Here is a 22,963-nt window from a genome sequence, read left to right on the forward strand (position 1 = left end):
CGGACGCCGCCGCGTGGGCCATCCGGCCGGCCAGCCGGGCCCGGGAGACGGTACACTGCCGCGAGACAGCACCATGCAGGTACTCAGGTCACGCATCGACACCAGGCAACCGGCATTCCAGCAGAACCGTGAGCAGATGCTCGGGCTGCTGGCGGAGATTGAGCAGCAGCTGGCGATTGCGCGGGCCGGCGGGGGCGAGAAATACGTCGCCCGGCACCGGGCGCGGGGGCGGCTCCTGCCGCGGGAGCGGATTGAGCTGCTGATTGACCAGGATTCGGCGTTCCTCGAGCTTTCACCGCTGGCAGGGTGGGGCAGCGAGTACACGGTGGGCGGGAGCATCGTCACCGGGATCGGCGTGATTTCGGGCGTCGAGTGCTTGATCCAGGCGAGCGACCCGACGGTGCGCGGCGGGACGTCCAATCCGTACACCGTGAAGAAGACGCTCCGCTCCTTCGAGATCGCGCGGGCGAACCGGCTCCCGGTCATTCAGCTGACGGAATCAGGCGGTGCCGACCTGCCGCGGCAGGCAGAGATCTTCGTACCGGGCGGGCGGACGTTTTTCGAAATCACCCGGCTTTCGGGCGAGCGTATCCCGACGGTGTCGATCGTGTTCGGGAACGCCACGGCAGGCGGCGCCTATGTACCGGGGATGTCGGACTACACGGTGTTCATCCGGGGGCAGTCGCATGCGTTCCTCGGGGGGCCGCCGCTGGTGAAGATGGCCACCGGTGAGGATGCCGAGGAGGAGGCGCTGGGCGGCGGGGAGATGCATGCACGGGTCTCCGGCCTGGCCGATTTCCTCGCGGAGGACGAGTACGAGGCGATCGGCATCACGCGCGACCTCGTCGAGAGCTGGAGCTGGCGGAAGCTGGGACCTGCGCCGACGGAGCCGCCCGATGACCCCGTGTACGACCCGGAGGAGCTGCTCGGGATAGCTTCGGTGGACCTGCGGGTGCCGTTCGATGCCCGGGAGGTGATCGCACGCGTGGTCGATGGCTCCCGCTTCCACGAGTTCAAGCCGCTGTACGGCGAGCAGCTCATCACGGGGTGGGCGTCGCTGCACGGCTACCGGATCGGCATTCTCGCGAACAACGGCATCCTTTTCTCTGAGGAATCGGAGAAGGCCGCACAGTTTATCCAGCTCTGCAACAAGCTGGATATCCCGCTGCTGTTCATGCAGAACGTCACGGGCTACATGGTCGGGACGGTCTATGAGCAGCGGGGGATCATCAAAGACGGGGCGAAGATGATCAACGCGGTCACGAATTCGAAGGTGCCGCACATCACGCTGATGATGGGCGCATCGTACGGTGCCGGGAACTACGGGATGGCCGGGCGGGCCTACGACCCGCGGTTCGTCTTCACGTGGCCGAACCACCGGATTGCCGTGATGGGCCCGAAGCAGCTGGCCGGGGTGATGTCGATCGTCCAGCGGCAGGCTGCGATGGCGGCCGGCATCCCGATTGACGAAGAGCGGGACGCAGCCATGCGGGCAGCCATCGAAGCGCAGATCGAACGGGAGTCGACGGCGCTGTTCGCCACGGGGCAGCTCTGGGACGACGGGATCATCGACCCACGGGATACCCGGACCGTCCTTGGCATTGCGCTGTCGGCCATCCATTCGAACGTCGTCCGCGGGACGGACTCGTTCGGCGTGTTCAGGATGTGAGCCATGGAACGGCGAATCCGTCGTTTGCTGATTGCGAACCGTGGCGAGATTGTCAGCCGGGTCGCCCGAACCGCCCGGGCGATGGGGATCGAGCCGGTCGGCGTCTTTGCGGAGCCGGACCGCGGGCTCCCGTACGTGCGGGAGCTCGACGCGGCGGTGGAACTGCGGGGCACGACCCCGGGCGAGACCTACCTCGACAGGGCGCGCATCCTCGAAGCTGCCCGGCGGCTGGGCGCCGATGCGGTACACCCGGGCTACGGGTTCCTTTCGGAGAACGCGGAGTTCGCGCGACAGGTCGAGGAGGCCGGACTGGCCTGGGTCGGCCCGCCCCCGGGGGTGATTGCGCAAATGGGCGACAAGGTCGCCGCGCTGGCAGCGATGGAGGCTGCGGGCGTCCCGGTGCTGCCCCGCACGCTGCTGGATGGCGAGGACGCAGGCGGGCTGGCCGCGCAGGCGGCGGTGGTGGGATTCCCGCTGATGGTGAAGGCGGCCGCCGGCGGCGGCGGGCGCGGGATGCGCATCGTCACCGACCCGGCCGAGCTGGAGGCAGCGGTCGCCGCCGCACGCCGCGAGGCGATCGGAGCCTTTGGGGATGGGCGCCTGTTTGCCGAGCCGTACGTGATCGACGCGCGGCACATCGAGGTGCAGGTGCTGGCCGACAACCACGGCAATGTGGCGGTGCTGTTCGAGCGGGAGTGCTCCATTCAGCGGCGGCACCAGAAGATTGTCGAGGAGGCGCCGTCACCGGCGGTCAGCGCCGAGGCCCGGGAGCGGCTGATCGCGGCGGCTATTGTTGCCGCGCGGGCTATCGGCTATCGCAACGCCGGCACCATCGAGTTCCTGTGGCGGGGCGACGGGCGCTTTTCGTTCATGGAGATGAATACGCGCCTGCAGGTGGAGCACCCGGTCACGGAGCTGATCACGGGTGTCGACCTCGTCCGGGAGCAGCTCCGGATCGCGCAGGGGCTCCCGCTCTCAATACGGCAGGAGGAGCTGCGGATGAGCGGGCATGCGATCGAAGTGCGGCTGTACGCGGAGGACCCGGCGGCGGGGTTTTTGCCGCAGGCCGGGCGGGTGCGCCTGTTCTCGGCGCCGGAAGCGCCGTGGCTGCGGGTGGATGCCGGGATTGCATCGGGGAGCGAAATCTCGCCGTACTTCGACCCGATGGTTGCGAAGGTGGTCGCGCACGGCCAGACCCGGGACGAGGCGGCAGCCCGGCTGGCGGCAGCGCTCGACCGGCTGACGGTGTTCGGCCCGCCGACGAACAGGGACTTCCTGCGCGCGGTGCTGCGCCACCCGAAGTTCCTCGAGGGCGAAACGACGACGCGGTTCCTCGAAACGCACGCCATCGCGCCGGGCGGACCGCCGGACGAGGTGCTGGCGCAGGCCGCAGCCCTGGCGGCGCTGACAGGCATGTGGTTGAGGCGGCGGGCAGCACGTGTCCAGGCGACCATCCCGCCGGGCTGGCGCAACAACCCATCGCAGGACCAGCGTACCGACTTCACGGCGGGCGAACGGCCCCTGGAGGTGCGGTACGCACCGCGGCGTGACGGGTCGTGGCGGGTGGCCGTCGGCCAGGGCGTACCCCGCGAGGTACGGGGATTTGAGGTCGCCGGGGACATGGTCACAGCGGAGCTGGATGGGCTCCGGGTGACGGCGCGCTGGCACCACGAGGGCATGTCGTGGTGGCTGCACCTCGGCGAGCACCAGGTCGAGCTGACGGAGCGCCCGCGGCTGCCCGAACGCGGCGGCCGGGAGAGCATCGCCGGCGGGCTGACGGCGCCGATGCCGGGGAAGGTCGTCGCGGTGACCGTGGAGCCGGGGCAGCACGTGGAGGCCGGTGACGTTGTGGCCATCCTGGAGGCGATGAAAATGGAGCATCGGCTGTTCGCCGGGGCCGCCGGGACCGTCCGGGAGGTCCGCGTTGAGCCGGGCGCGCAGGTCGCGCTCGGGGACGTGATTGCCGTCATCGACGAGGAAGGAGCGACGGCGTGAGCATCGACTACAGCGCGGTGGTCGCGGACCTGGCGGCAGAGCAGGATGACCTCGACCAGGTGCTGGCGCGGCTGGCGCCGGAGCACTGGGAGCTACCCACGCACGCGCCGGGGTGGGCCGTGCGCGACCAGGTAGCGCACCTGGCCTTTTTCGATGACCAGGCTCGGCTCGCGATCGAGGACCCCGCCGCATTCGAGACGGTGCGGGAGGCAGCGAACGCTCGCGGGCCGGCGTTCGAACAGGAGTACCTCGCCCGCGGACGCGCCATGACGCCAACGGGACTGTACCAGTGGTGGCGCGAGAGCAGCCGAAAATTGGCGGAGGCGGCCGCGCGGCTGACCGGGAGCGAACGGCTGCCGTGGTTCGGGCCGAGCATGGGTGCCGCCTCGTTCGTCACGGCCCGGCTGATGGAAACGTGGTCGCACGGGCTCGACGTCGTGGACGTGGTGCCGTTCGAGCGGCCGGACACAGAACGGCTCCGGCATGTGGCCGAGCTGGGTGTGCGCACCCGGGCGTACTCGTATGCGGTGCGCGGCCGAACGCCGCCGGAGGCACCGGTCCGGGTCGAGCTGGTGAGCCCGGGCGGCGCCCGCTGGGCGTTCGGCCCGGCGGAGGCAACGGATGTCATCCGTGGGAGCGCCACCGACTTCTGCCGGGTGGTGACGCAGCGCCGCCACCTGGCGGATACGAACCTGGAGGTTTCGGGCGCGGCGGCGCTGGAGTGGATGGAGATTGCACAGGCGTTCGCCGGGCCGCCCGGGCCGGGACGGCAGCCGGGCGAATTCCGGAAGGAGGGATAATGGCCGACCTCGTCCGCTATGCCGAAGACCGGGGGATCGCGACGGTCACGCTTGATTCGCCCGAAAACCGGAACGCCCTCTCGACGGCCCTGGTGGGCCAGCTGGCGGTCGCACTGGAACGGGCGTTTGCGGTCGAGACGGTGCGGGCCATTGTGCTGACCGGGAGCGGGAGCGTGTTCTGCAGCGGCGCAGACCTGCGGGAGCAGCTAGCCGCCAACGAGGCGGCTGGCCCGGGGGGCGGGGGACTGCCGGCGATTATCCGGATGATCCGTTCCGGGCCGAAGCCGGTGGTGGCGCGGGTGAACGGGCACGCGCGGGCCGGGGGCATCGGGCTGATCGCGGCGGCGGACATCGCAATCGCGCCCGAGACGGCGACCTTCGCGTTCAGCGAGGTTCGCATCGGGGTGGTGCCGGCGATCATCGCGGTGCCGATCATGGAGCGGGTGGGACGGACGGCGGCGAGCGACCTGTTTCTCACGGGACGCCAGTTCGACGGGACGACGGCGGCGTCGATCGGACTGATCGCCCGGGCGGTGCCGGCCGAGGAGCTCGACGGCGCAGTGGAGGAGTGTGTTGGGGCGCTCCGGCTTGCGAGCCCGGCCGCGCTTGCCGCGTGCAAGGAGCTCATCCGCACGGTCCCGGCGATGACGTTCGAGGAGGCGCTGGACTGGGCAGCGGCGTTTTCGGCGCGGCTGTTCCAGGGCGAGGATGCCCGCGAGGGCATGGCAGCATTCCTGGAGAAGCGCAAACCGCGCTGGCAGGCGGAGTGACGTATGCGGCAACGTGGGGAAGCACCGGCTCGTATCGCGAACTGTTCCGGGTTCTACGGAGACCGGCTGTCGGCGGCCCGGGAGATGGTCGAGGGCGGCCCGATCGATTTCCTGACGGGCGACTACCTTGCGGAGCTGACGCTCCTTATCCTCTGGAAGGCGCGGCAGAAGGACCCGAACGCGGGGTACGCCGCGACCTTTCTCCGGCAGCTGGAGGAGGTGCTTGGGACCTGCCTCGAACGGGGCATCCGGATCGTTACGAACGCCGGCGGGCTGAACCCGGCGGGCATGGCGATGCGGGTCCGGCAAATCTGCGACCGGCTGGGGCTGCAGGCAAGGGTCATGCACATCGAGGGGGACGACCTTCTGCCGCGTCTGCCGTCGCTGCTGGAGCGGGAGCCGCTCGCGCACATGGATACGGGGCAGCCGCTGCGCGAGGCGGGGATTCAGCCAGTGGCCGCCAACGCGTACCTGGGCGCCTGGGGCATTGTTGAGGCGCTGGAGGCGGGCGCCGACATCGTCATTTGCCCGCGGGTGACCGATGCTTCGCTCGTGGTTGGGCCGGCGGCCTGGTGGTACGGCTGGAAGCGGGACGACTGGGACCGCCTGGCGGGAGCCGTCGCGGCGGGGCACATCATCGAGTGCGGGGCGCAGGCGACGGGCGGCAACTACGCCTTCTTCCAGGAGGTGCCGGGGCTCGAGCACCCGGGCTTCCCCATTGCCGAGGTGGCCGAGGACGGGTCGAGCGTGATCACGAAGCACCCGGGCACCGGAGGGCTGGTCTCCGTTGGGACCGTTACGGCGCAGCTCCTCTACGAAATCGGCGAGGCACGGTACCTGAACCCGGATGTCGTGACCCGCTTCGACACGATCCGGCTGGAGCAGGAAGGACGTGACCGCGTACGGGTGTGGGGGACCCGGGGCGAACCCGCGCCGGCGACCACCAAGGTCTGCATCAACTACGTCGGAGGGTACCGGAACTCGGTCACGTTTGTGCTGACGGGACTGGACATCGAGGAGAAAGCGGACCTTGCGCTGCGGTCGCTCTTTGCGGGCATCGGCGGGCGCGAGGCGTTCGAACAGGTGGATGTCCAGCTGGTCCGCACGGACCGGCCCGACCCGCCATCGAACGAGCTTGCCAGCGCGATGCTGCGGGTGACGGTGAAGGACCGCGACCCGGCAAAGGTGGGGCGGGCGTTTTCGAACGCGGCGATCGAGCTGGCGCTGGCGAACTATCCCGGCTTTTATGTCACCGCGCCGCCGGGATCCGAAGATGCCTACGGGGTGTACTGGCCGGCGCTCGTCCCGCGCTCGGAGGTACAGGAGGTGGTGGTGACCGACGACGGGCGCACCATCCCGGTGACGCAGCCCCCTTCAGGGGAAGCGTCCGCCCTGGTTGGGGCGCCGGCGCCGGTGCGCGCTCCGCGCGGCCCGACCGTGCGGGTGCCGCTGGGGCTCGTCTTCGGCGCGCGGTCGGGGGACAAGGGCGGAAATGCGAACGTCGGGGTATGGGCGCGCAGCGACGCCGGCTACGCGTGGCTGGCGGAGTTCCTGACGGAGGACCGGCTGCGCGACCTGATTCCGGAGGCGCGGCCGCTCCGGGTCACCCGCGTACTGCTACCGAACCTGCGGGCGATAAATTTCGTGATTCACGGGCTGCTCGGGGAGGGGGTCGCGGCATCGACGCGGCAGGACCCGCAGGCGAAGAGCCTCGGCGAGTATCTGCGCGCTCGGGTGGTGGAGCTGCCGGCGCGGCTGCTCGCCGACGTCCCCGAGCCGGCAGCCAGCCGGAACGCCTGACACACGCTTCGAAAATCGGAGGAGGTCCACCTGCGATGGCGCGCTTCACCGCCGAACACCAGTTATTCCGCCAGACGGTCCGCGAGTTCGTCGAGAAGGAGATCAACCCGTACGCCGATGAGTGGGAGGCGGCCGGGACATTCCCCGCTCATGAGCTGTTCCGGAAGGCCGGGAGCCTTGGATTGCTTGGAGTGGAGTATGACCCGGCCTACGGCGGCGGCGGCGCCGACCACTGGTACACGGTGGTGCTCGGTGAGGAGCTCGGGAGGGCTGACTGCGGTGGCGTGCCGATGGCGATCAACGTGCAAACCGACATGGCGACGCCCGCGCTGGCGAAGCACGGTTCGCACGAACTGAAGAAGGCGTACCTGGAGCCGGCGCTGCGGGGCGAGCTGGTGGCTTCGATTGCGGTGACGGAGCCGGACGCCGGCTCCGACGTGGCGAGCATCAAGACAACAGCACGCCGTGACGGCGACGAGTACGTCATCAGCGGCAGCAAGATCTACATCACGAACGGAACGCAGGCCGACTTCCTGACACTTCTGGCGCGTACGTCGCCGGAGGCGGGATACCGGGGAATGTCGCTCATCATTGTGCCGACCGACCGCCCCGGTTTCCGCGTGGCACGGAAGCTGCGGAAGCTGGGCAACCATTCGTCGGACACGGCCGAGCTGGTCTTCGACGACGTCCGCGTACCGGTCACCAACCGAATCGGCGAAGAAGGTCAGGGGTTCTACCTGCAGATGGAGCAGTTCCAGAAGGAGCGGCTGATTGCGGTGTACACGGCGCTGGGCGGGCTGCAGCGGGCGATGGAGCGGACGGCCGCGTATCTCCGGGAGCGGAAGGCGTTCGGCGGGCCGCTGCTGGGGATGCAGTACATCCAGTACACCCTCGCTGAGTTGCAGGTAGAGATTGAATCGCTGCGGCAGCTGGCCTACGCGGCGGCCGAGGGCGTGGTCGCAGGGGAGAATGTGACCCGGCTGGCGACGATGGCGAAGTTCAAGGCAGGCCGGCTGGTGCGGCGGGTGGCGGATACCTGCCTGCAGTTCCATGGCGGGGCGGGCTACATGGAGGAGATGTGGACCAGCCGCTACTTCCGGGACAGCCGGCTCCTCGGCATCGGCGGTGGAGCCGACGAGGTGATGCTGCGCGTCCTCGTGAAAACCGAAGGGCTCGAGGTATAACAGCGGGCGATCATGAGCCCGGCCCGCCGGAAGGGGGGACGCCGGCGGCGGCCCGGAGCGCTGCTTCGCGGGCAGCCGCCTCGGCCGCCTTCTGTGCTTCGGCGCGTTCCCGGCGGGTGAACTCGGGCATGACCTCCCGGGCAAAGAGGCGGAGGCTGTTGAGCACCTGCTCCTGCGGGATGGTCTCGCCCGTGTTGATGAGGAAGACCATCCGGTCGACGCCCACCTCTTCCCACCACTTGAGTGCTTCGATGCAGGCCTTCGGGTCGCCGATGGGGGTGCCTTCACGCACCGGCCCGACCACATCGCCGGGGCGGTTGCGGAGCGGTGCGGCGCTCGCGTGGGCGTGGTAGGCGGGCGACGGGTAGATGCCGCCGACGCCGACGAGGTGCGCCGCCCGGACGCCGAACTGGAGCGCCGCCATGCCGCCGATCGCCTTCGCCCGGGCATCATCTTCGTCGCAGTACATGAAGGCGACGCCGTTAACCTGTTCGTTGACAGTTTCGCCAATGGGCTCGCAGGTGCGGACCGCGCGTCGGTAATCCCTCACCATCTGCTGGTAGTCGAGTGGTGCGCCGAGCGTGACGCCGAGCATGCCCATGCCCCGTTCGCCGGCCTGGACGGCGGTCTCGGGCGACTGGACAGCGACCCAGAGAGGCGGATGGGGTTTCTGGAGGGGCTTGGGGATGACGTTTCGCTGGGGCATTTTGAAGTGGCGGCCGTTCCAGGAAAAGTTGTCGGTCGTCCACATTTTCACGACGGCGCGGGTGCACTCGTCCCACATCTCTTTGGTGAGGTCGGGCTCGCAGCCGAAGGCCGCCAGCTCAGTCCAGGTAGCGGAGCGGCCGGTCCCGAATTCAAGGCGGCCGCCGCTGAGGAGGTCCAGGGTCGCAGCGCGCTCAGCCACGCGGGCCGGGTGGTTGATTGGCGGGAGCATGAGGGCGATGCCGTGCCCGAAGCGGATGTTCGTCGTCTTCGCCGCGCAGTACGAAAGAAAGACCTCGGGCGCGGAGGAGTGGGAGTACTCCTCGAGGAAGTGGTGTTCGACCTCCCAGACCTGGTCGAAGCCGAGCTGGTCGGCGAGCACGACCTGCTCCACCGCCTGCTGGAGGACGCGGTATTCCGAGCGGTCGTCCCAGGGCTTGAGGACAGAGTGTTCGTAGAAGATCCCGAATTTCATGGGGCACCCACCCGGCAAGGTCGTGAGCCGAAGGCTAACGATTCTGCTAGCATTCTGCCAGTCCGCGACGGGGGTGCCTGTGGCAAGGGTTCAGCTGGTCACCGACTCCGCGGCCTGCCTCGGGGACGAGGCCGCGGCGGAGCTGGGCATCGCGGTGGCGCGTGGAAGCTTCGCGTTCCAGGACGAGCGACATGTTGACGACGAGCGTGCATGGCGCGAGGCGTATGAGCACATCCGTGCAGGCGCCCGGCTGCCGCGGACGTTCGCGCCGCCCGAGGCGGCCTACCTCGAGGTATTTCGACCAGCCGCAGCGGCCGGGGCGTCAATTCTCTGCCTTGTGACCCCGTTCGATGTGAGCCCGAGCTTCACGACGGCCTCGGCGGCGATGCTGACGGTGCAGGACGACCTGCCGTCAGCGCGCATCAAGATCTCGAACCCGGGCGTCGGCCATGCCGGGCTTGGCGCGTTGCTCGTGGCCCTCGCGGAGCAGGCAGCTGCGGCGGCGGACCTCGATGCGCTCCTCGGGCTGGCTGAAGCGCTGGAGCCGCTGGCGGATGCGCTGGTCGTGCCTGAGAGCACCCGGTGGCTCGCGGAATCGGGGCGGCTGGCGCTGGTCGAGGAGAAACTTGGCGACCTCGACGAGGATATCCCGGTGCTGCGGGTCGGCACGCGGGTGACCGGGATTGCCCGCGGCGGGTGCCACGAAGAAGCGCTGGCCGAGGCGGTGCGCCGGGTGGGCCAGCGGTCCGGCGGGGTGCCGCTCCATGCCGTGGTGGCGCATGCGGCCGCGCCGGGCATCGCCGAGGAGGCGGCCGACCGGCTCCGGCGGGAGCACCGGGTGGAGCGGCTGATTGTGACGGAGCTTTCGATGGCGATTGGGGCGGTCGTCGGGCCTGGGGCGGTCGCCATTGGGGTTGCGCCGGCGGGCGCAGGAGGGGACTGAGATGCCTGACCGCGGACTGCGCGCTATTGATGGACTTGCACCGATGCCGTTCGAGGCAGGGCCACTGGAAATCGCCGGACGGTGGGTGCAGGTGACGTTCGAGGTCGACCGGGATGCGGCGATGCGGTGGATGCCGACGGACGTGACACGGCCGATCCCGTGTTACGGGCGGCTGCTCGCCGTGGAGGGCACGAGCGGGGGCCGGCCGCTGCGGTTCGCAGCGCTCGCGCTGGGCGGGAGGTTCCGGATGATGCCGCGGAATGTCCTGGTCGAGGCGGTAACCGCGGATGGGTCGGCGCTGCCGGCGCTGGCAGGGCCAGCCCGGGCCGGCGACGTGCGCATGGACGCTGAGAGCGGCGGGCTGGTGATCGCGGTGACGACAGCCGAGGGCGTCCTCGCCGAGGCGCGCCTCCCTGCGCCATACGCAATCGAGCCGGCGATGCTCCGGTGGGACGGCTGGGTCGTGTATGCGCCGAACAACGGAGGAACGGCCCTGGCCGAGGCGCTGGTGGAGGTGCGGGCCACGGCGGCACGTCTCTCGAAAGGGGCGACGTTCGCACCGGGGCCATCAGCCGACCGGTCGAGCCCGTGGCGGCAGCTCCGCTCGCTGCTGCCGATCTCGGCGTGCGCGGTGGAGGGTGTGCTTCGGGTCGGGCCGGCTGCGGTGCCCGCGCCGGTGCTGATCGGATAGGGCATGTGCGGCGCGCAGGGCAGGCGCCGGTGTGCTAGATTCCGCCCGCCAGGGCGGGCAGCCAGCAGGAGAAGGGAGCCCAGGAAATGAAGTTCGGCATCTTCTACGAGATTTCGGTGCCCCGGCCGTGGGGACCGACCACCGAATACGAGGTGTACCAGAACTGCCTCGAGCAGGTGAAGCTCGCGGATGAGCTGGGGTTCGACCAGGTGTGGGCCGTTGAGCACCACTTCCTGGAGGAGTATTCGCACTGCTCGGCGCCGGAGGTATTCCTGACGGCGTGCGCGATGGTCACGAAGAACATCCGTATCGGGCGGGGGATTGTCGTCTGTGTGCCCGAGTTCAATAACCCGATCAAGGCGGCAGAGGTTGCCGCGACGATGGACATCGTTTCTGGCGGGCGGCTGGAGTTCGGGACAGGCCGCTCGGCGACGTGGACGGAGCTGGGCGGGATGGGCGCCGACCCCGACGAGACGAAGAAGACCTGGGACGAGTGGGTGCGGATCATCCCGAAGATGTGGACCGAGGAGCGGTTCGGCTACCAGGGCCGGGCGTTCAGCATGCCGCAGCGGGCGGTGCTGCCGAAGCCGCTGCAGAAGCCGCATCCGCCGATGTGGGTGGCCGTGACGAGCCCCGGCACCGAGCTCGATGCCGCCGACCGCGGGATGGGGAGCCTCGGGCTGACGTTCGGGGGCTTCGCCGAGCAGGAGAAGAAGATTGCCGAGTACCGGAGGCGCATCAAGTACTGCGACCCGGTGGGTTCGTTTGTGAACGAGCAGGTGAACACAGTGAATTTCCTGTTCTGTCACGAGGACAACGAGTACGGGGCGAAGACGGGGCAGCGGCTGGCCGGGACGTTCAACTACCTGGCCGAGCAGCTGCTGGCGGCGCGACAGGCCTACCCGACCCGCTCGTACCCGAACCTCGGGCTGCTGCCCGCGCTCCGGCGGGAGGCCACGAGCGCGCCGGAGGGGCAGATTCCCGAGGGACTCTGCATCGGCAACCCGGACCGAATCATCGAGGTCATCAAGAAGTGGGAGTCGGTGGGCGTCGACCGCATCAACTTCCTGCTCAACGCGATTGAGACGGTGCCGCAGGAGGAGGTGCTGGCCAGCCTGCGGCTGTTCGCGAAGGAGGTCATGCCGAAGTTTGCTGAGAAGCCGGCTGCTTCTCCGGCGGCCGTCGGGGGAGGGAACTGATGCCGCTTGTTGGAACCCGGCCGACAACCGACTTCGAGCATGGGCCGCTGCTCAGCCAACCCGGCGGGGAGCCGTGGGTCCTGCCAAGGGCGATGATTCTGCAGGTGATGTACGAGATTGAGCAGGGGGCGATGACGAGCCTCCTCCCGCCGGCGCTGCACCCGACCATCCCGCCGACGCTGGTCGTTACGGTGATGCGGGCGCCGGAGAGCCCGGTCGGCCCGTTTACCCTCGCCGAAGCCAAGGTGGGATGCCGGTCGGGCGCGCGGCCGCGGGCGCTCTCCGTGCGCGCTTACTGCGACTCGCCGGCGGCCTGCGAGGCGCTGGCCGCGCGCTGGGGCTACCCGGTCCACCCTGCCGAAGTGGTGCTGGCGAAGCGGTACGACCGGTCGTGGGGAACGGTGCGCATCGGGGAGCGGACGGTGCTGGAGGCACACCTCGTTGATCCCGAGGCGATCAGCGGGAGCGACATCCAGTACCTGGCCACGCTCAACACGGCGCGGGTCGAACGGGGCGGCCAGGCGGTGCCGCGGCTCATCCAGGTGGACCCGGAGTACCAGTTCCACAGCGCGGACCGTGGGATGCCGGAGCTGCTGGCCTTCGACGCCGAGGCGTTCGCACTGCCGGGCGCGGAGCCGTACTGGCCGGTGAGCGCGTCGCTCGCGGTGGCCGATGTGGCGATGCCGGAACTGCGATACCTGGTCGACCCGGCGAAGCCGCCGCTGGCGGCGGTCGAGCGGTTCTAGCCGCGGCGCATCAGTCGAAGGCGGGTGCGGGCCCGAGTTGCGCTTCAAGCTCGGCCGGAGTGCGCGCCGGGGCAAGGCAGGCCATGTTTTCGCAGACGTAGGCGAGGGGCTGCCCGGTCGGCTCGCGGCCTTCGAACAGCGGCAGCCCGAGGGCGTCGGAGGTCGGGGCGATGACCGTGAACGGGAGGTAGCGGGCAGCGACGACCTCCTCGAAGGGCGTGCGGGCTGCCGGCTCGCCGACGATGACGACTTCGCGGTGCGGCGCCAGGGCGAACTCAATGGCGTGGAGGATGGTGCCAAAACCGGGGACCGCCCGGAGGAGATGGTCGGCGACGGCGGCGGCGACGTCCTCGACGACGCGCTCCCATTCGGCCGGGCCGAAGTAGCGGCCGAGCCAGAGCCCAAGGAGGGCTGCGGCGCCGTTGCCAGAGGGCGTCGCAGCATCGAAGAAGCTGCGCTGGCGGACGATGAGCTGCTCGGCGTCGCTGGCGGTGTCAAAGAATGTGCCCGTCTCCGCGTCGCGGAAGCGGGCGAGGGCCGCCTCCCAGAGCTCGCGTGACCAGTCGAGCCAGCGCAGCTCGCCGGTCGTTTTGAACAGCTCGACGAGGCCGAGGCCGAGGTAGACGTAGTCTTCGAGGAGGCCGGGGACGCGGGCTTCGCCGGCTTTCCAGGTGTGATAGAGGACGCCGTCGCGCCAGGCGTTGCGGTGAAGGAACTCAGCGAGGCGGGTGGCGGCGATACCGTATGCGGGTTCGCCGAGTACGCGCGCTGCCTCTGCGAACGCGGCGAGCGCGAGGCCGTTCCAGTTCGTGAGCACCTTGTCGTCGAGGCCCGGCGGCACCCGCTCCTGGCGCGCGTAGAAGAGGCGCTCCTGGATGGTTTCGATACGGTCGAGGATCTCGTCCTGGCTGAGACCGAAGCGCCGCTCGAGGTCTTCGATGTCAGGGCGGGCGGTGAGGACGTTTCGGCCCGTCAGCTCGGGGTGGTGCGGGTCGAAGAAGTTGCCCTCGGGGGTGACGCCGTACCAGGCGATAGCGAGCGGTGCGTCGTCGCCGAGCACCTGTTCCAGTTCGGCGACGGTCCAGAGGTAGTACTTGCCCTCGATACCTTCGCTGTCGGCATCGAGCGCGGCGTAGAAGCCACCTTCAGGGTCCTGCATCTCGTGGAGGAGGAACTCCAGTGTCTCGTGGACGACGCGGGCGAAACCGCCATCGCCGGTGAGCTGGTAGCCGTGGAGGTAGACGCGCGCCAGCTGGGCGTTGTCGTAGAGCATCTTCTCGAAGTGCGGCACCACCCAGCGGTCGTCAACGCTGTAACGGGCGAAGCCGCCGCTGACCTGGTCGTACATGCCGCCGGTGGCCATGGCGCGGAGGGTGTGGAGGGCCATGGCGCCGGCGGCCCGGCCCTGTTCGGTCTCGGGGTGGGCGACGGCGTACGCAAGGAGGAATTCGAGGTTGGAGGGGGAGGGGAACTTCGGGGCCGAGCCGAAGCCGCCCCAGGTGGTGTCGAAGCTTTCGGCGAAGGCTTCGACGGCGCGGGCTGTGGTCGACGGGGCGATGCCGTCGCCGGGCCCGGCCCTGCGGGCGGCTGCAGCGCGGAGGTGCTCGGTCAGGCCGGCTGCGGATTCGAGGATGCGCTGGCGGTCGGTCTGCCACTTTTCGGCGAGGAACTGGAGGACGCGGGGAAACCCGGGCCGGCCGTGGGCATCCTCGGGCGGGAAGTAGGTGCCGGCGTAGAAGGGCTGGCCATCGGGTGTAAGGAAGACGGTCATGGGCCAGCCGCCCTGGCCGGAGATGGCCTGGACCGCAGCCATGTAGACCGCATCGATGTCGGGACGCTCTTCCCGGTCGACCTTGATGTTGACGAAGTAGCGGTTCATCAGCTCCGCGATGGCGGGGTTCTCGAACGACTCGTGCGCCATCACGTGGCACCAGTGGCAGGAGCTGTACCCGACGGAGAGCAGGATCGGCTTGTCTTCGGCGCGGGCGCGTTCGAACGCCTCGCTGCCCCACGGGTACCAATCGACGGGGTTGTCGGCGTGCTGACGGAGGTAGGGGCTGCTTTCGTTGGCGAGGCGATTCGGCATAGCTCCACGGTACAGGATTGGGGCGCGGCGCGCTGTCGACAGGGGAACGCCGGCGGGGCAGAATGCCGCGCATGGCTGAACTGGTGTTCCGGGAGGCGACGGTCATCGACGGAAGCGGCGCGCCGGGCTTTGTTGCCGACGTGGCTGTGGAGGGCGACCGGATTGCCGCGGTGGGAGGTGCTCCGCCCGGGGCCCGCGAGGTCGACGCGCGGGGTCTGGTGCTCTGCCCGGGGTTCATCGACACGCACTCGCACGACGACGGGGCATTTCTCCGCCACCCGGATATGGCGTTCAAGGTGGCGCAGGGCGTGACCACCGACGTCAGCGGTAACTGCGGCTTCAGTACCGTGCCGAACGAGCCGGGCCGGGAGTACATGCCGGGCGACATCTCGGGGCCGGGGTCGAGCTGGACGGACCTCGAAAGCTACTTCGCCGCATGCATGGCGAAGCGGCCGGCGATCAACAACCTGATGCTGGTCGGGCACAACCGGGTGCGGGCCCATGTCATGGGGTTGGAGCGGCGGGCGCCTACCGCTGACGAGCTGGCCAAGATGCGGGGTCACGTCGCGCGGGCGATGGAGCAGGGAGCAGCCGGCCTTTCCACCGGGCTGATTTACGAACCGGGGAGATATGCAGCAACGGAGGAGATCGTTGCGCTCGCCGCGGAGGCAGCGCCGTACGGCGGCCTCTACGTGACGCATATGCGGAACGAGGGCGACCGGCTGCTCGAGGCAGTCGACGAGGCGATTGCTATCGCGCGGGAGGCCGGGGTCGGGCTGCACATTTCCCATCACAAGGCAGCGGGGCGGCGAAACTGGGGCCGGGTGGCCGCGTCGCTGGCGAAGGCTGATGCGGCCCACGCGTCGGGGACGAGCGTGACGCTGGACGTCTACCCGTACACGGCAGGAAGCGGGCCGATGTGGCAGTACGTGAACCTGTCGGCTATCGACCGGGAGTGGGCAGAGGGCGTGATGATTGCGACCTGCCCCGACTACCCGGAGTTCGAGGGGCGGATGGTGCCGGAGATCGCGGCCGGGCGCGGGTGGACGGTCGAAGAAGCGGTGCGGGAAATTCTCACGAGCCCGCGGGGCCGGGAAGTCATCTGCATCCACTTCATCATCGATGAGGCGGACATCGAGACGAACCTCCGCCACCCGCGGGTGTTCATCGGCTCGGACGGCATCCCGGTGCTGAAGGGGAACCCGCACCCCCGGCTGTTCGGGACGATGCCCCGGGTGCTCGCCAGGTATGTCCGGGAACGGGGTGTGGTGCCGCTCGAGGAGGCGGTCCGGAAGATGACCTCGGCGCCGTGCGAGCGGTTCGGCATCGCCGGGCGAGGCCGGGTTGCCGAGGGGTGGTTCGCCGACCTTGTGCTCTTCGACGCGGCCACCATCGAAGACCGGGCTACCTATGCGGCGCCAAAACAGGAGCCTCAAGGGATTCGCATGGTGGTGGTGAACGGGCAGGTGGCGTACGAGGATGGCGTGCACACCGGCGCGGGTGCGGGGCGGATGCTGCGCTACCGGCGGGAAGCCTGACGGCGGCAGGCCGGTAAGGCCGGCGTTCCGTATAGTCGCGGGCACGACTTCGTTGTTGAGGAGCAGAGACATATGCAGAAGCCAGCGGTAGCGCTTGCCGCGGCGGTCGGCCGCCGCAAATGGACCGTCGAGACCGCAAAGCAGCTCGAAGCTGCCGGGTTCGCGGGGATTTACTGCGCCAGCTTTGGAGACGGGATGGGGCTGTGCCTCTCGATCGCCCACGCCACGTCGACGATCAAATTCGGAACTTCAATTATCCCGATCTACTACCGCGTGCCGTTCGACCTTGCGCAGTCGGCAGCGTACATCCACGAAATCGGCGACGGTCGGTTCTATCTCGGCATCGGGGTGAGCCACGAGCCGGCCAACCAGCGCATCGGCGTGAAGACCGGGAAGCCGCTGAGCGATATGCGCCGGTACGTGGAGGCGATGCGGGCCGCTGCGCCGCAGGTAGGGCCGCTCCCGCCGATTGTGCTGGCGACGCTGCGGAAGAAGATGGTTGAGCTCGCGGTGGAGATCGCGGAGGGCGCGGTGTGGGCGAACGCTGCCCGTTCGCATATGCCGGAGTCGCTCTCCCACATCCCGCAGGAGAAGCGAGAGGGCGACTTCTTCATCGGCGACATGATCCCGATGTGCATCGACGACGAGGACCCGGCAGCGGCGGCGAACGTGATGAGGCGGGTTCTGACAGGCTATGTGATGCTCCCGAACTACCGGAACTACTGGAAGGAAGCGGGCTACGTTGAGGAGATGGAGGCGATAGAGGCAGCGCTGGCGCGCGGCGACCGGGAAGCGCTGCCCGGCCTTATGAGCGACCGCTGGCTTGCAGACTGCACGCTGTTCGGCACACGGAAGCAGGTGTTCGAGGGGCTGGAGCAGTGGTACGCAGCCGGGGTGAAGACGCCGATTGTCGTCCCTTCGTCGACGAAGGGCGGGCAGGTGAAGGCGTTCGAGGAACTGTTCGCTGCCTTCGCCTGAGCCTGCGGCCGCGGCCGTCCCTAGAATGGACGGTGTGTACGAGCGCGAGCTGGAGGCAGCCCGGGAGGCAGCGCTGGAGGCAGGGGCAGTCATCGAACGGCTGCGCCGGTCGGGGGTCCGGTACGGCCGGAAGGCGGGCCGCGAACTCGTCTCCGAGGCAGACCTCGAGGCGGCGGCGCTGCTCGAGCGGCGGCTGCTCGGCGCGTTCCCGGGCGACGGATGGCTGAGCGAGGAGCACCGGGATTCGCCAGCCCGGCTCCGGGCCGCGCGAACGTGGGTCGTGGACCCGATCGACGGCACGCGGGAGTTCCTGCAGGGCATTCCGGAGTTTGCGGTGTCCATCGCGCTGGTCGTCGGCAGCGAGCCAGTGCTGGGCGTGGTGCACAACCCGGCCACGGGTGAGCTGTTCGCGGCGGCCTGCTGCGGAGCGGAAGAGCGCCCGCCGACGGAGCCGACCGGGCAGCCGTTCGAGGCGCTCGTTGGCCGGGGCGAGCACGCGTGGGACGACCTGCCGCCGCTCCCGGAGGGAACGCTTGTGCGCCCCGTGGGGAGCGTGGCCTACCGCCTGGCGCTGCTCGCCCGGGGAGAGGGGAATGCAACGCTCACGGGATTCGGGCGGGCGGAATGGGATGTCGCGGCGGGCGTTGCGCTGTGCCGGGCGGCGGGGCTGCGCGTCACCGGGGTCCTCGGCGACCCGCTGACGTTCAATCAGCCGCGGCCGGTCGTGCGCGGGCTCCTGGCTGCCGAGCCGGGGCTGCACGCGCGGCTGACCCGCTTCTTCGCGCAGTTCGTGCGAGAGTAAGGCGTTGCGAGGGAGGCAGACATGGGCATCGGCATCGGCTTCGGAGTGGCCGGGTTCCCGTTTTCGTCGGTGGGGGCATATCACGCGTGGATTGACCTTCTGGAGGAGCAGGGCGCGGACTCGGTGTGGTTCAGCGAGCGGCTGGTCTCGCACACCCCGACACTTGAGCCGATGGCCGCCATCGGGATGGCGCTCGGCAGAACGAAGCGGCTGAAAGCGGGGATGAACGCCGTCATCGTTCCGTTCCGCGACCCACTGGTGCTGGCGAAAGAGTGCGCCACGCTGGACTTCCTCAGCGGGGGGCGGTTGCTGCCGGTCTTCGGGGCGGGCGACGAGCGGGCGCCGGAGTGGCGCGCCACGGGGCGGGACCCCCGCGGCCGGGGCGAACAGGCCGACGAGGCGCTCGAGCTGATGGCGCGGCTGTGGAGCGAGGAACGGGTGACCTTCGAAGGGAAGCACTACCGGTACGTTGACGCCGCCATCAGTCCGCGGCCGGTGCAGCAGCCGTTACCGCTGTGGATTGGCGGCAGCTCGGAAGCGGCGATCCGGCGGACGGCGCGGATCGGCACCGGCTGGCTGGCAGGGCTGCAGACCCCGGCACAGGTTGCCCCTATCGTCCGGGCGATCCGGGAGAAGGCCGCTGAGTACGGCCGGGCGATTGATGAGGACCACTACGGCGCCGGCTTTTCCTACCGGTTCGGTTCGCCGGATGACCCGCCGGTGCAGCGGCAGCTTGCGGGGCTGGCGCGCCTGCCGGGCGTCGTGGACCCGGCGGGGCTGGTAGCCGTTGGGTCGGCCGACGACATCGCGCGGCGAGTCGAGGAGTTCATCGCAGCCGGCATTTCGAAGTTTGTGGTGCGGCCGATTGCGTCGGATGACGCCGACCTGATGGCTCAGACGACGCGGATGCTCGAAGAGGTGGTGCCGCGGTTCGCTACGGCGCGGCCGGCCGCGGCAGGGCCGCGAGCCTGACCCAGAGGTCAGGCGGGCCGGGGGCATCGCGGACGAAGACCTGGCTGGCTGTGAACACGGCGACCGGGCCTTCGGCGTCGGCGATAACAACCGACCCGGGACGCTCCCACGCGGGAACCTTCTCGTTGATGAGCAGGTCAGAGAGTTTGCGTCGGAGCCCGCGCCAGGTGAGTGTGTCGCCGGGAGCCAGGGTGCGTGCACGGAGCGCGCCGCGCAGCACCCCGGTGGAGAGCGGCGCGACCGCGGCGGCGGGGTCTGCGACGGGGGGCGACGTCAGGACATCGACACGCCAGGGGCCGACGCGGCGGCTCCCCGGGACGTCGAGAATGACCGGCGCGATCGGTTCAACCGGTTCGAGGCGGGGACCGATGCGCACGCGGCCGGCTGAAACCTCCACGACCGTGTCGCCGAAGGCAACCTGGCCGGAGCCGCGCCGGAGGACATCGCGGAGATTGCGGACGCGAGTGCGGTTGACCTCGGGCTCGAGGTGGAAGAAGGCGGCCTCGCGCTCGATGACGAGGAGGAGGGATTCGGCGGGGAGGTCGGCCAGCGCGGCGAGGTCATAGATAGCCCCGACGGGCGCCCGCGCGGCGGCGCGGGCCTCGAACGAGCGCCTTTCGAGCAGCTCGAAGGCTTCCCGGGCGCTCTCGGCAAGGCCGAGGAGGGCGTCGGCGATGGACGGGTTGAACCGGGCTGCCGCCGGGAGGAGTTCTGTGCGGATGCGGTTCCGGGTGTGGGCAGGGTCGCGGTTCGATTCGTCGAGGCGCGGTTCGAGGCCGAGTTCACGGCAGACTGCAGCGGTGTCTTCACGACGGAGGCAGAGCAGGGGACGGAGGAGCATGCGGCCAGGGGCGCCCGGGATGGGGGCAGCGGGGAGCATGCCGCGGATGCCGCGGACGCCGCTCCCGCGAAGCAGGTGGAGGAGGACGGTTTCGGCCTGGTCATCAGCGGTGTGGCCGGTAACGACAGCGTCGCACCCTTCTTTTTCGGCGGCGAAGGCGAGGAACTGGTAGCGCATGAGCCGCGCGGCCTCTTCAATGCCGCGGCGCTGGCGGGCAGCGACCTCGCGGACGGGACCTTCGCCGGTAATCGCCTCGAGGCCGAGGGCGGCAGCATGGGCGCGAACGAACTGGAGGTCCTCGGAGGAGCCGGGACGCAGCTGGTGGTCAAAGTGAGCGACTTTCAGTTCGAGGCCGAAGGTTTCGCGGAGGGCGAGCAGAAGGTGGAGGCAGGCGACGGAATCGGGGCCACCGGAGACGGCGACGAGGAGGCGGCGACGGCCGCGGAAGAGGCGCTCATCGCGGGCAAACCGTTCGACCGTGCGGAGGACACGGCGGACGCCGGGCGGGGGCCCATCAGCGTTGTGTCGTGGGGCAGCAGCGCCCGGGAAGGGGGACCAGGCGCCGGCGGGGGGTTCGTCAGCGCGGGAAGAGCCGCTGCCACCAGGGGCCGGCGGGCTGCTCTTCTTCGGCGGCCGGCGGGCTGATGACGACAAACGGGATTTCTCCTTCGCGGATGTAACCGTAGCGGCGGCGGGCCTCCTGTTCGACGTAGACATCGGAGGCGACGTAGGCCCGGACCGCTTCGAGGTAGGCTTTTTGCTCTTCGAGTTCGCGCAGCTGGCGCTCAGCCTGGGCGCGGGCCTCGCCGAGCTGCTGAGCGCGGTAGGCGCCCAGCGCGGCGGTGTAGACGAAGTAGCTCCCGATAAGCAGACTGGCCACGATGATGAGGCGGGAGCGGCTGAGGAAGATGAGCGGCGGCATAAGCTCAGCTGGAGACGCTACGCGCGGCCGGCGAAAGGTTCAAGGCGTCGAGATGGCAGACGTCGTTGAGCGCCTGGATAGCGGCCCGGCCATGCTGGATGGAGATAGTCGTGATGGAGCCGAGGTCGAGCCGGAAGTTCCGGAAGCTGGCGATGTGGATGCTGAGCAGGAGGCAGACCAGGACGCGCAGGGTGAAATTGTGCGAAACGACCACGATGACGCGGTCGGGACCATCGAGGAGGTCGCGAGCGAGCGGCGCGAGGCGCTCCGCCAGCGCGGCGATGGACTCGCCGCCGGGCATGGGAACGTGGACCGGGTCGTCACCAGTCCAGGCGGCGTAGAAGTCGGGAAAGCGGGCGCGGATTTCGGCGTAAGCCAGGCCCTCAGTTTCGCCGACGTCCAGCTCCGTAAGCTCCGGGCGGATATCGACGGCGAGGGCGTGCTGTTCGGCAATGGCCCGCGCGATGACCAGCGCGCGCTGGAGGGGGCTGCTGAGGACGGCATCGAGGGGCACGCGTGCGAACCGGGCAGCGATGAGCTTCGCCTGCTCCAGGCCGCGTTCGGAGAGGGGGACATCGGCGCGCCCAAGGCCGCGTTCCTGGGCGTTGTGGTCGGTTTCGCCGTGGCGGACGAGATAGACGAGGCTCATGGCGCACCGCCGTCATCCGGTTCGCGCGCCAGCGGCGCCCACAGGCGCGTAATGAACGGACGGAAGCCGAGCGCTTCCCAGAAGCGGGCAGCCTCCGCATCTGCGGCAAGAACCGGCATTTCGAAGTGGCGGACCCCGTCGTACCCGGCGGCCCAGCGCGCCACGGCATCCACGAGTGCGCGGCCGAGGCCGCGCCGCCGGTAACCAGGCTCGACCCAGAGGTAGCCAATCGTGGCGTGCCGCTCGGGGAGACGGTCAGCGCTGGCGGTTTCGATGGCGCCGGAGACGAAACCAGCGAGCCGGGTGCGGTCGGCAGCGACGAACACGGTGGCTGCGCCGCGGTTGAGCTGGCGTTCGAGCGCGGTGGCGAACTGGTCGGGCGCGACGGGAGCGAGCACGACGCGGGGGTCGAGCCGGGCATTATGTTCGCGGACGCGCTGCCAGAGCAGATAGAGCTCAGGGGCATCGGCGGGCGTTGCCGGCCGGATTTCGCAGGTGGTCAGAGGTACTGGCCGTAGCGACGCCATAGCTCCCTCGCTGGCGACCGTTCATCGAGGATGATGCCGGTGCGCACGTAGCTCTGCGGCTCGAAGCCGGGGAAGAGCGCCGCCAGTATAGCCTCCGGGCGGGCGGTTATGTTCTGGTCGGTACGCAGGCGCATGGCGAGCTCGGCGCCGCCGTCGATCGGGCGGGCGGTGAGCCAGGCGGTGGCGGCGCGGAGGTCGTAGGTGCGCTCGCGTTCGCCACGCTCCTCGCGCCATTCGAAGGCGGGCAGGGCGAGGAACGCCTCGATGCGGGCGCGGGCCTCGGCGGGGTCAAGGCCGGGCACTGCCGCGCGGTAATCGGACCAGAGCATCGCGGCCTGGGGCTGGGGCGCCGCGAGGGGAACCTCGCGGACGGCGACGACGGCGAGGTCGCCGGTAGCCTGGGCGGCAAGGCGCGCGTGGAACTCGGCGGGGTCGACGCGCTCGTCGAGGTGGACATCCATGACTTCGCGCTCGGCGGTGAAGCCAAGGGGCAGCGGCGAGGCGAATGCCAGTTTGGGATGGGGCGTAAAGCCCTGTGAGTAGGAGAGCGGGAGACCGGCGCGACGGATGGCGCGCTCCCAAAAGCGCAGGACGTCGAGGTGGGAGATGTAGCGGACGCGCTCGCCTTTGCGGAACCAGGTGCGGATGCGCTGCTGACTGCTCACACCGCC

Annotated in this window: 21 protein-coding genes; 14 read left to right on the forward strand and 7 right to left on the reverse strand. The window is 69.6% G+C overall.

Annotation, left to right across the window (positions count from 1 at the left end):
• Positions 1–73: 73 nt before the first annotated feature.
• Genes A9A59_RS10670 through A9A59_RS10695 form a run of 6 tightly spaced genes read left to right on the forward strand, consistent with a single transcriptional unit; the run spans position 74 to position 8,218 of the window.
• Positions 74–1,669 (forward strand): acyl-CoA carboxylase subunit beta, encoded by a 1,596-nt coding sequence (locus tag A9A59_RS10670; protein ID WP_098504252.1) that lies wholly within the window; start codon positions 74–76, stop codon positions 1,667–1,669.
• 3 nt (positions 1,670–1,672) lie between these two features.
• On the forward strand, positions 1,673–3,664 hold the full coding sequence (locus A9A59_RS10675; RefSeq protein WP_098504253.1) for an ATP-binding protein: 1,992 nt from the start codon (positions 1,673–1,675) through the stop codon (positions 3,662–3,664).
• The gene (locus A9A59_RS10680; RefSeq protein ID WP_278286885.1) at positions 3,661–4,464 is read left to right on the forward strand and encodes a TIGR03084 family metal-binding protein; all 804 of its coding nucleotides are present in this window, start codon (positions 3,661–3,663) and stop codon (positions 4,462–4,464) included. Before A9A59_RS10675 ends, A9A59_RS10680 begins: the two co-directional genes overlap by 4 nt.
• A complete protein-coding gene (locus tag A9A59_RS10685) occupies positions 4,464–5,234 on the forward strand; it encodes an enoyl-CoA hydratase-related protein (RefSeq protein WP_098504254.1) in 771 nt (256 codons plus the stop codon). The genes A9A59_RS10680 and A9A59_RS10685 overlap by 1 nt, the downstream gene beginning before the upstream one ends.
• 3 nt (positions 5,235–5,237) lie before the next feature.
• Entirely contained in the window at positions 5,238–7,034 is a 1,797-nt protein-coding gene (locus A9A59_RS10690; RefSeq protein WP_098504255.1) for an acyclic terpene utilization AtuA family protein, read from the forward strand.
• A gap of 35 nt (positions 7,035–7,069) precedes the next feature.
• Entirely contained in the window at positions 7,070–8,218 is a 1,149-nt protein-coding gene (locus A9A59_RS10695; protein ID WP_098504256.1) for an acyl-CoA dehydrogenase family protein, read from the forward strand.
• Between the two features lie 10 nt (positions 8,219–8,228).
• Here the strand turns inward: A9A59_RS10695 and A9A59_RS10700 are convergent, their stop codons facing one another.
• Complete coding sequence (locus tag A9A59_RS10700) at positions 8,229–9,398, reverse strand: LLM class flavin-dependent oxidoreductase (protein WP_098504257.1); 1,170 nt, start codon at positions 9,396–9,398, stop codon at positions 8,229–8,231.
• A gap of 79 nt (positions 9,399–9,477) precedes the next feature.
• Between A9A59_RS10700 and A9A59_RS10705 the strand changes: the two genes are divergently transcribed.
• From A9A59_RS10705 to A9A59_RS10720, 4 genes are all read left to right on the forward strand, one after another.
• Positions 9,478–10,341 carry a DegV family protein gene (locus A9A59_RS10705; RefSeq protein WP_165772667.1) on the forward strand — a complete coding sequence of 288 codons (864 nt, stop codon included), beginning with the start codon at positions 9,478–9,480 and terminating at the stop codon, positions 10,339–10,341.
• Between the two features lies 1 nt (position 10,342).
• Complete coding sequence (locus A9A59_RS10710) at positions 10,343–11,032, forward strand: hypothetical protein (RefSeq protein WP_133117600.1); 690 nt, start codon at positions 10,343–10,345, stop codon at positions 11,030–11,032.
• 86 nt (positions 11,033–11,118) lie between these two features.
• Positions 11,119–12,231 (forward strand): LLM class flavin-dependent oxidoreductase, encoded by a 1,113-nt coding sequence (locus A9A59_RS10715; protein ID WP_098504260.1) that lies wholly within the window; start codon positions 11,119–11,121, stop codon positions 12,229–12,231.
• Entirely contained in the window at positions 12,231–12,977 is a 747-nt protein-coding gene (locus A9A59_RS10720) for an acetoacetate decarboxylase family protein (RefSeq protein ID WP_098504261.1), read from the forward strand. Before A9A59_RS10715 ends, A9A59_RS10720 begins: the two co-directional genes overlap by 1 nt.
• 10 nt (positions 12,978–12,987) lie before the next feature.
• Here the strand turns inward: A9A59_RS10720 and A9A59_RS10725 are convergent, their stop codons facing one another.
• Positions 12,988–15,063 carry a thioredoxin domain-containing protein gene (locus A9A59_RS10725; RefSeq protein ID WP_098504262.1) on the reverse strand — a complete coding sequence of 692 codons (2,076 nt, stop codon included), beginning with the start codon at positions 15,061–15,063 and terminating at the stop codon, positions 12,988–12,990.
• A 71-nt stretch (positions 15,064–15,134) separates the two neighbouring features.
• On the opposite strand from A9A59_RS10725, the gene A9A59_RS10730 reads away from it, so the two are divergent.
• From A9A59_RS10730 to A9A59_RS10745, 4 genes are all read left to right on the forward strand, one after another.
• On the forward strand, positions 15,135–16,601 hold the full coding sequence (locus A9A59_RS10730) for an N-acyl-D-amino-acid deacylase family protein (RefSeq protein ID WP_165772668.1): 1,467 nt from the start codon (positions 15,135–15,137) through the stop codon (positions 16,599–16,601).
• Positions 16,602–16,673: 72 nt separating this feature from the next.
• A complete protein-coding gene (locus tag A9A59_RS10735; RefSeq protein ID WP_098504264.1) occupies positions 16,674–17,579 on the forward strand; it encodes an LLM class flavin-dependent oxidoreductase in 906 nt (301 codons plus the stop codon).
• 34 nt (positions 17,580–17,613) lie between these two features.
• On the forward strand, positions 17,614–18,381 hold the full coding sequence (locus A9A59_RS10740) for a 3'(2'),5'-bisphosphate nucleotidase CysQ (RefSeq protein WP_165772669.1): 768 nt from the start codon (positions 17,614–17,616) through the stop codon (positions 18,379–18,381).
• Positions 18,382–18,402: 21 nt separating this feature from the next.
• The gene (locus A9A59_RS10745; RefSeq protein WP_098504266.1) at positions 18,403–19,353 is read left to right on the forward strand and encodes an LLM class flavin-dependent oxidoreductase; all 951 of its coding nucleotides are present in this window, start codon (positions 18,403–18,405) and stop codon (positions 19,351–19,353) included.
• On the opposite strand, the gene tilS is transcribed toward A9A59_RS10745, so the two are convergent.
• From tilS to A9A59_RS10770, 5 genes are read right to left on the reverse strand one after another with little or no spacing between them, the layout of a single operon-like run.
• Entirely contained in the window at positions 19,316–20,848 is a 1,533-nt protein-coding gene (gene tilS, locus A9A59_RS10750; RefSeq protein WP_165772670.1) for a tRNA lysidine(34) synthetase TilS, read from the reverse strand. The two genes, A9A59_RS10745 and tilS, sit on opposite strands and share 38 nt — an antisense overlap.
• Positions 20,772–21,116, reverse strand: a complete 345-nt coding sequence (locus A9A59_RS10755; protein ID WP_098504268.1) for an FtsB family cell division protein — start codon at positions 21,114–21,116, stop codon at positions 20,772–20,774. The genes tilS and A9A59_RS10755 overlap by 77 nt, the downstream gene beginning before the upstream one ends.
• Before the next feature lie 4 nt (positions 21,117–21,120).
• Entirely contained in the window at positions 21,121–21,765 is a 645-nt protein-coding gene (locus A9A59_RS10760; protein ID WP_098504269.1) for a histidine phosphatase family protein, read from the reverse strand.
• Positions 21,762–22,292 (reverse strand): GNAT family N-acetyltransferase, encoded by a 531-nt coding sequence (locus A9A59_RS10765; protein ID WP_098504270.1) that lies wholly within the window; start codon positions 22,290–22,292, stop codon positions 21,762–21,764. Before A9A59_RS10765 ends, A9A59_RS10760 begins: the two co-directional genes overlap by 4 nt.
• Positions 22,265–22,957, reverse strand: a complete 693-nt coding sequence (locus tag A9A59_RS10770; protein WP_165772671.1) for a TIGR03936 family radical SAM-associated protein — start codon at positions 22,955–22,957, stop codon at positions 22,265–22,267. Before A9A59_RS10770 ends, A9A59_RS10765 begins: the two co-directional genes overlap by 28 nt.
• Between the last annotated feature and the right edge of the window lie 6 nt (positions 22,958–22,963).

The sequence above is a fragment of the Tepidiforma thermophila genome, assembly GCF_002563855.1.
In the GTDB taxonomy this organism is placed as follows: domain Bacteria; phylum Chloroflexota; class Dehalococcoidia; order Tepidiformales; family Tepidiformaceae; genus Tepidiforma; species Tepidiforma thermophila.

Excerpts from the sequence above, each read along its gene's own strand:
- A9A59_RS10685 (WP_098504254.1), top strand. The coding sequence starts at position 4,464 with ATGGCCGACCTCGTCCGCTATGCCGAAGACCGGGGGATCGCGACGGTC.
- A9A59_RS10730 (WP_165772668.1), top strand. The coding sequence starts at position 15,135 with ATGGCTGAACTGGTGTTCCGGGAGGCGACGGTCATCGACGGAAGCGGC.
- A9A59_RS10710 (WP_133117600.1), top strand. The coding sequence starts at position 10,343 with ATGCCTGACCGCGGACTGCGCGCTATTGATGGACTTGCACCGATGCCG.
- A9A59_RS10725 (WP_098504262.1), bottom strand. The coding sequence starts at position 15,063 with ATGCCGAATCGCCTCGCCAACGAAAGCAGCCCCTACCTCCGTCAGCAC.
- A9A59_RS10760 (WP_098504269.1), bottom strand. The coding sequence starts at position 21,765 with ATGAGCCTCGTCTATCTCGTCCGCCACGGCGAAACCGACCACAACGCC.
- A9A59_RS10735 (WP_098504264.1), top strand. The coding sequence starts at position 16,674 with ATGCAGAAGCCAGCGGTAGCGCTTGCCGCGGCGGTCGGCCGCCGCAAA.
- A9A59_RS10690 (WP_098504255.1), top strand. The coding sequence starts at position 5,238 with ATGCGGCAACGTGGGGAAGCACCGGCTCGTATCGCGAACTGTTCCGGG.
- A9A59_RS10675 (WP_098504253.1), top strand. The coding sequence starts at position 1,673 with ATGGAACGGCGAATCCGTCGTTTGCTGATTGCGAACCGTGGCGAGATT.
- A9A59_RS10695 (WP_098504256.1), top strand. The coding sequence starts at position 7,070 with ATGGCGCGCTTCACCGCCGAACACCAGTTATTCCGCCAGACGGTCCGC.
- A9A59_RS10755 (WP_098504268.1), bottom strand. The coding sequence starts at position 21,116 with ATGCCGCCGCTCATCTTCCTCAGCCGCTCCCGCCTCATCATCGTGGCC.
- A9A59_RS10715 (WP_098504260.1), top strand. The coding sequence starts at position 11,119 with ATGAAGTTCGGCATCTTCTACGAGATTTCGGTGCCCCGGCCGTGGGGA.
- A9A59_RS10700 (WP_098504257.1), bottom strand. The coding sequence starts at position 9,398 with ATGAAATTCGGGATCTTCTACGAACACTCTGTCCTCAAGCCCTGGGAC.
- A9A59_RS10720 (WP_098504261.1), top strand. The coding sequence starts at position 12,231 with ATGCCGCTTGTTGGAACCCGGCCGACAACCGACTTCGAGCATGGGCCG.
- A9A59_RS10670 (WP_098504252.1), top strand. The coding sequence starts at position 74 with ATGCAGGTACTCAGGTCACGCATCGACACCAGGCAACCGGCATTCCAG.
- A9A59_RS10765 (WP_098504270.1), bottom strand. The coding sequence starts at position 22,292 with ATGGCGTCGCTACGGCCAGTACCTCTGACCACCTGCGAAATCCGGCCG.
- A9A59_RS10745 (WP_098504266.1), top strand. The coding sequence starts at position 18,403 with ATGGGCATCGGCATCGGCTTCGGAGTGGCCGGGTTCCCGTTTTCGTCG.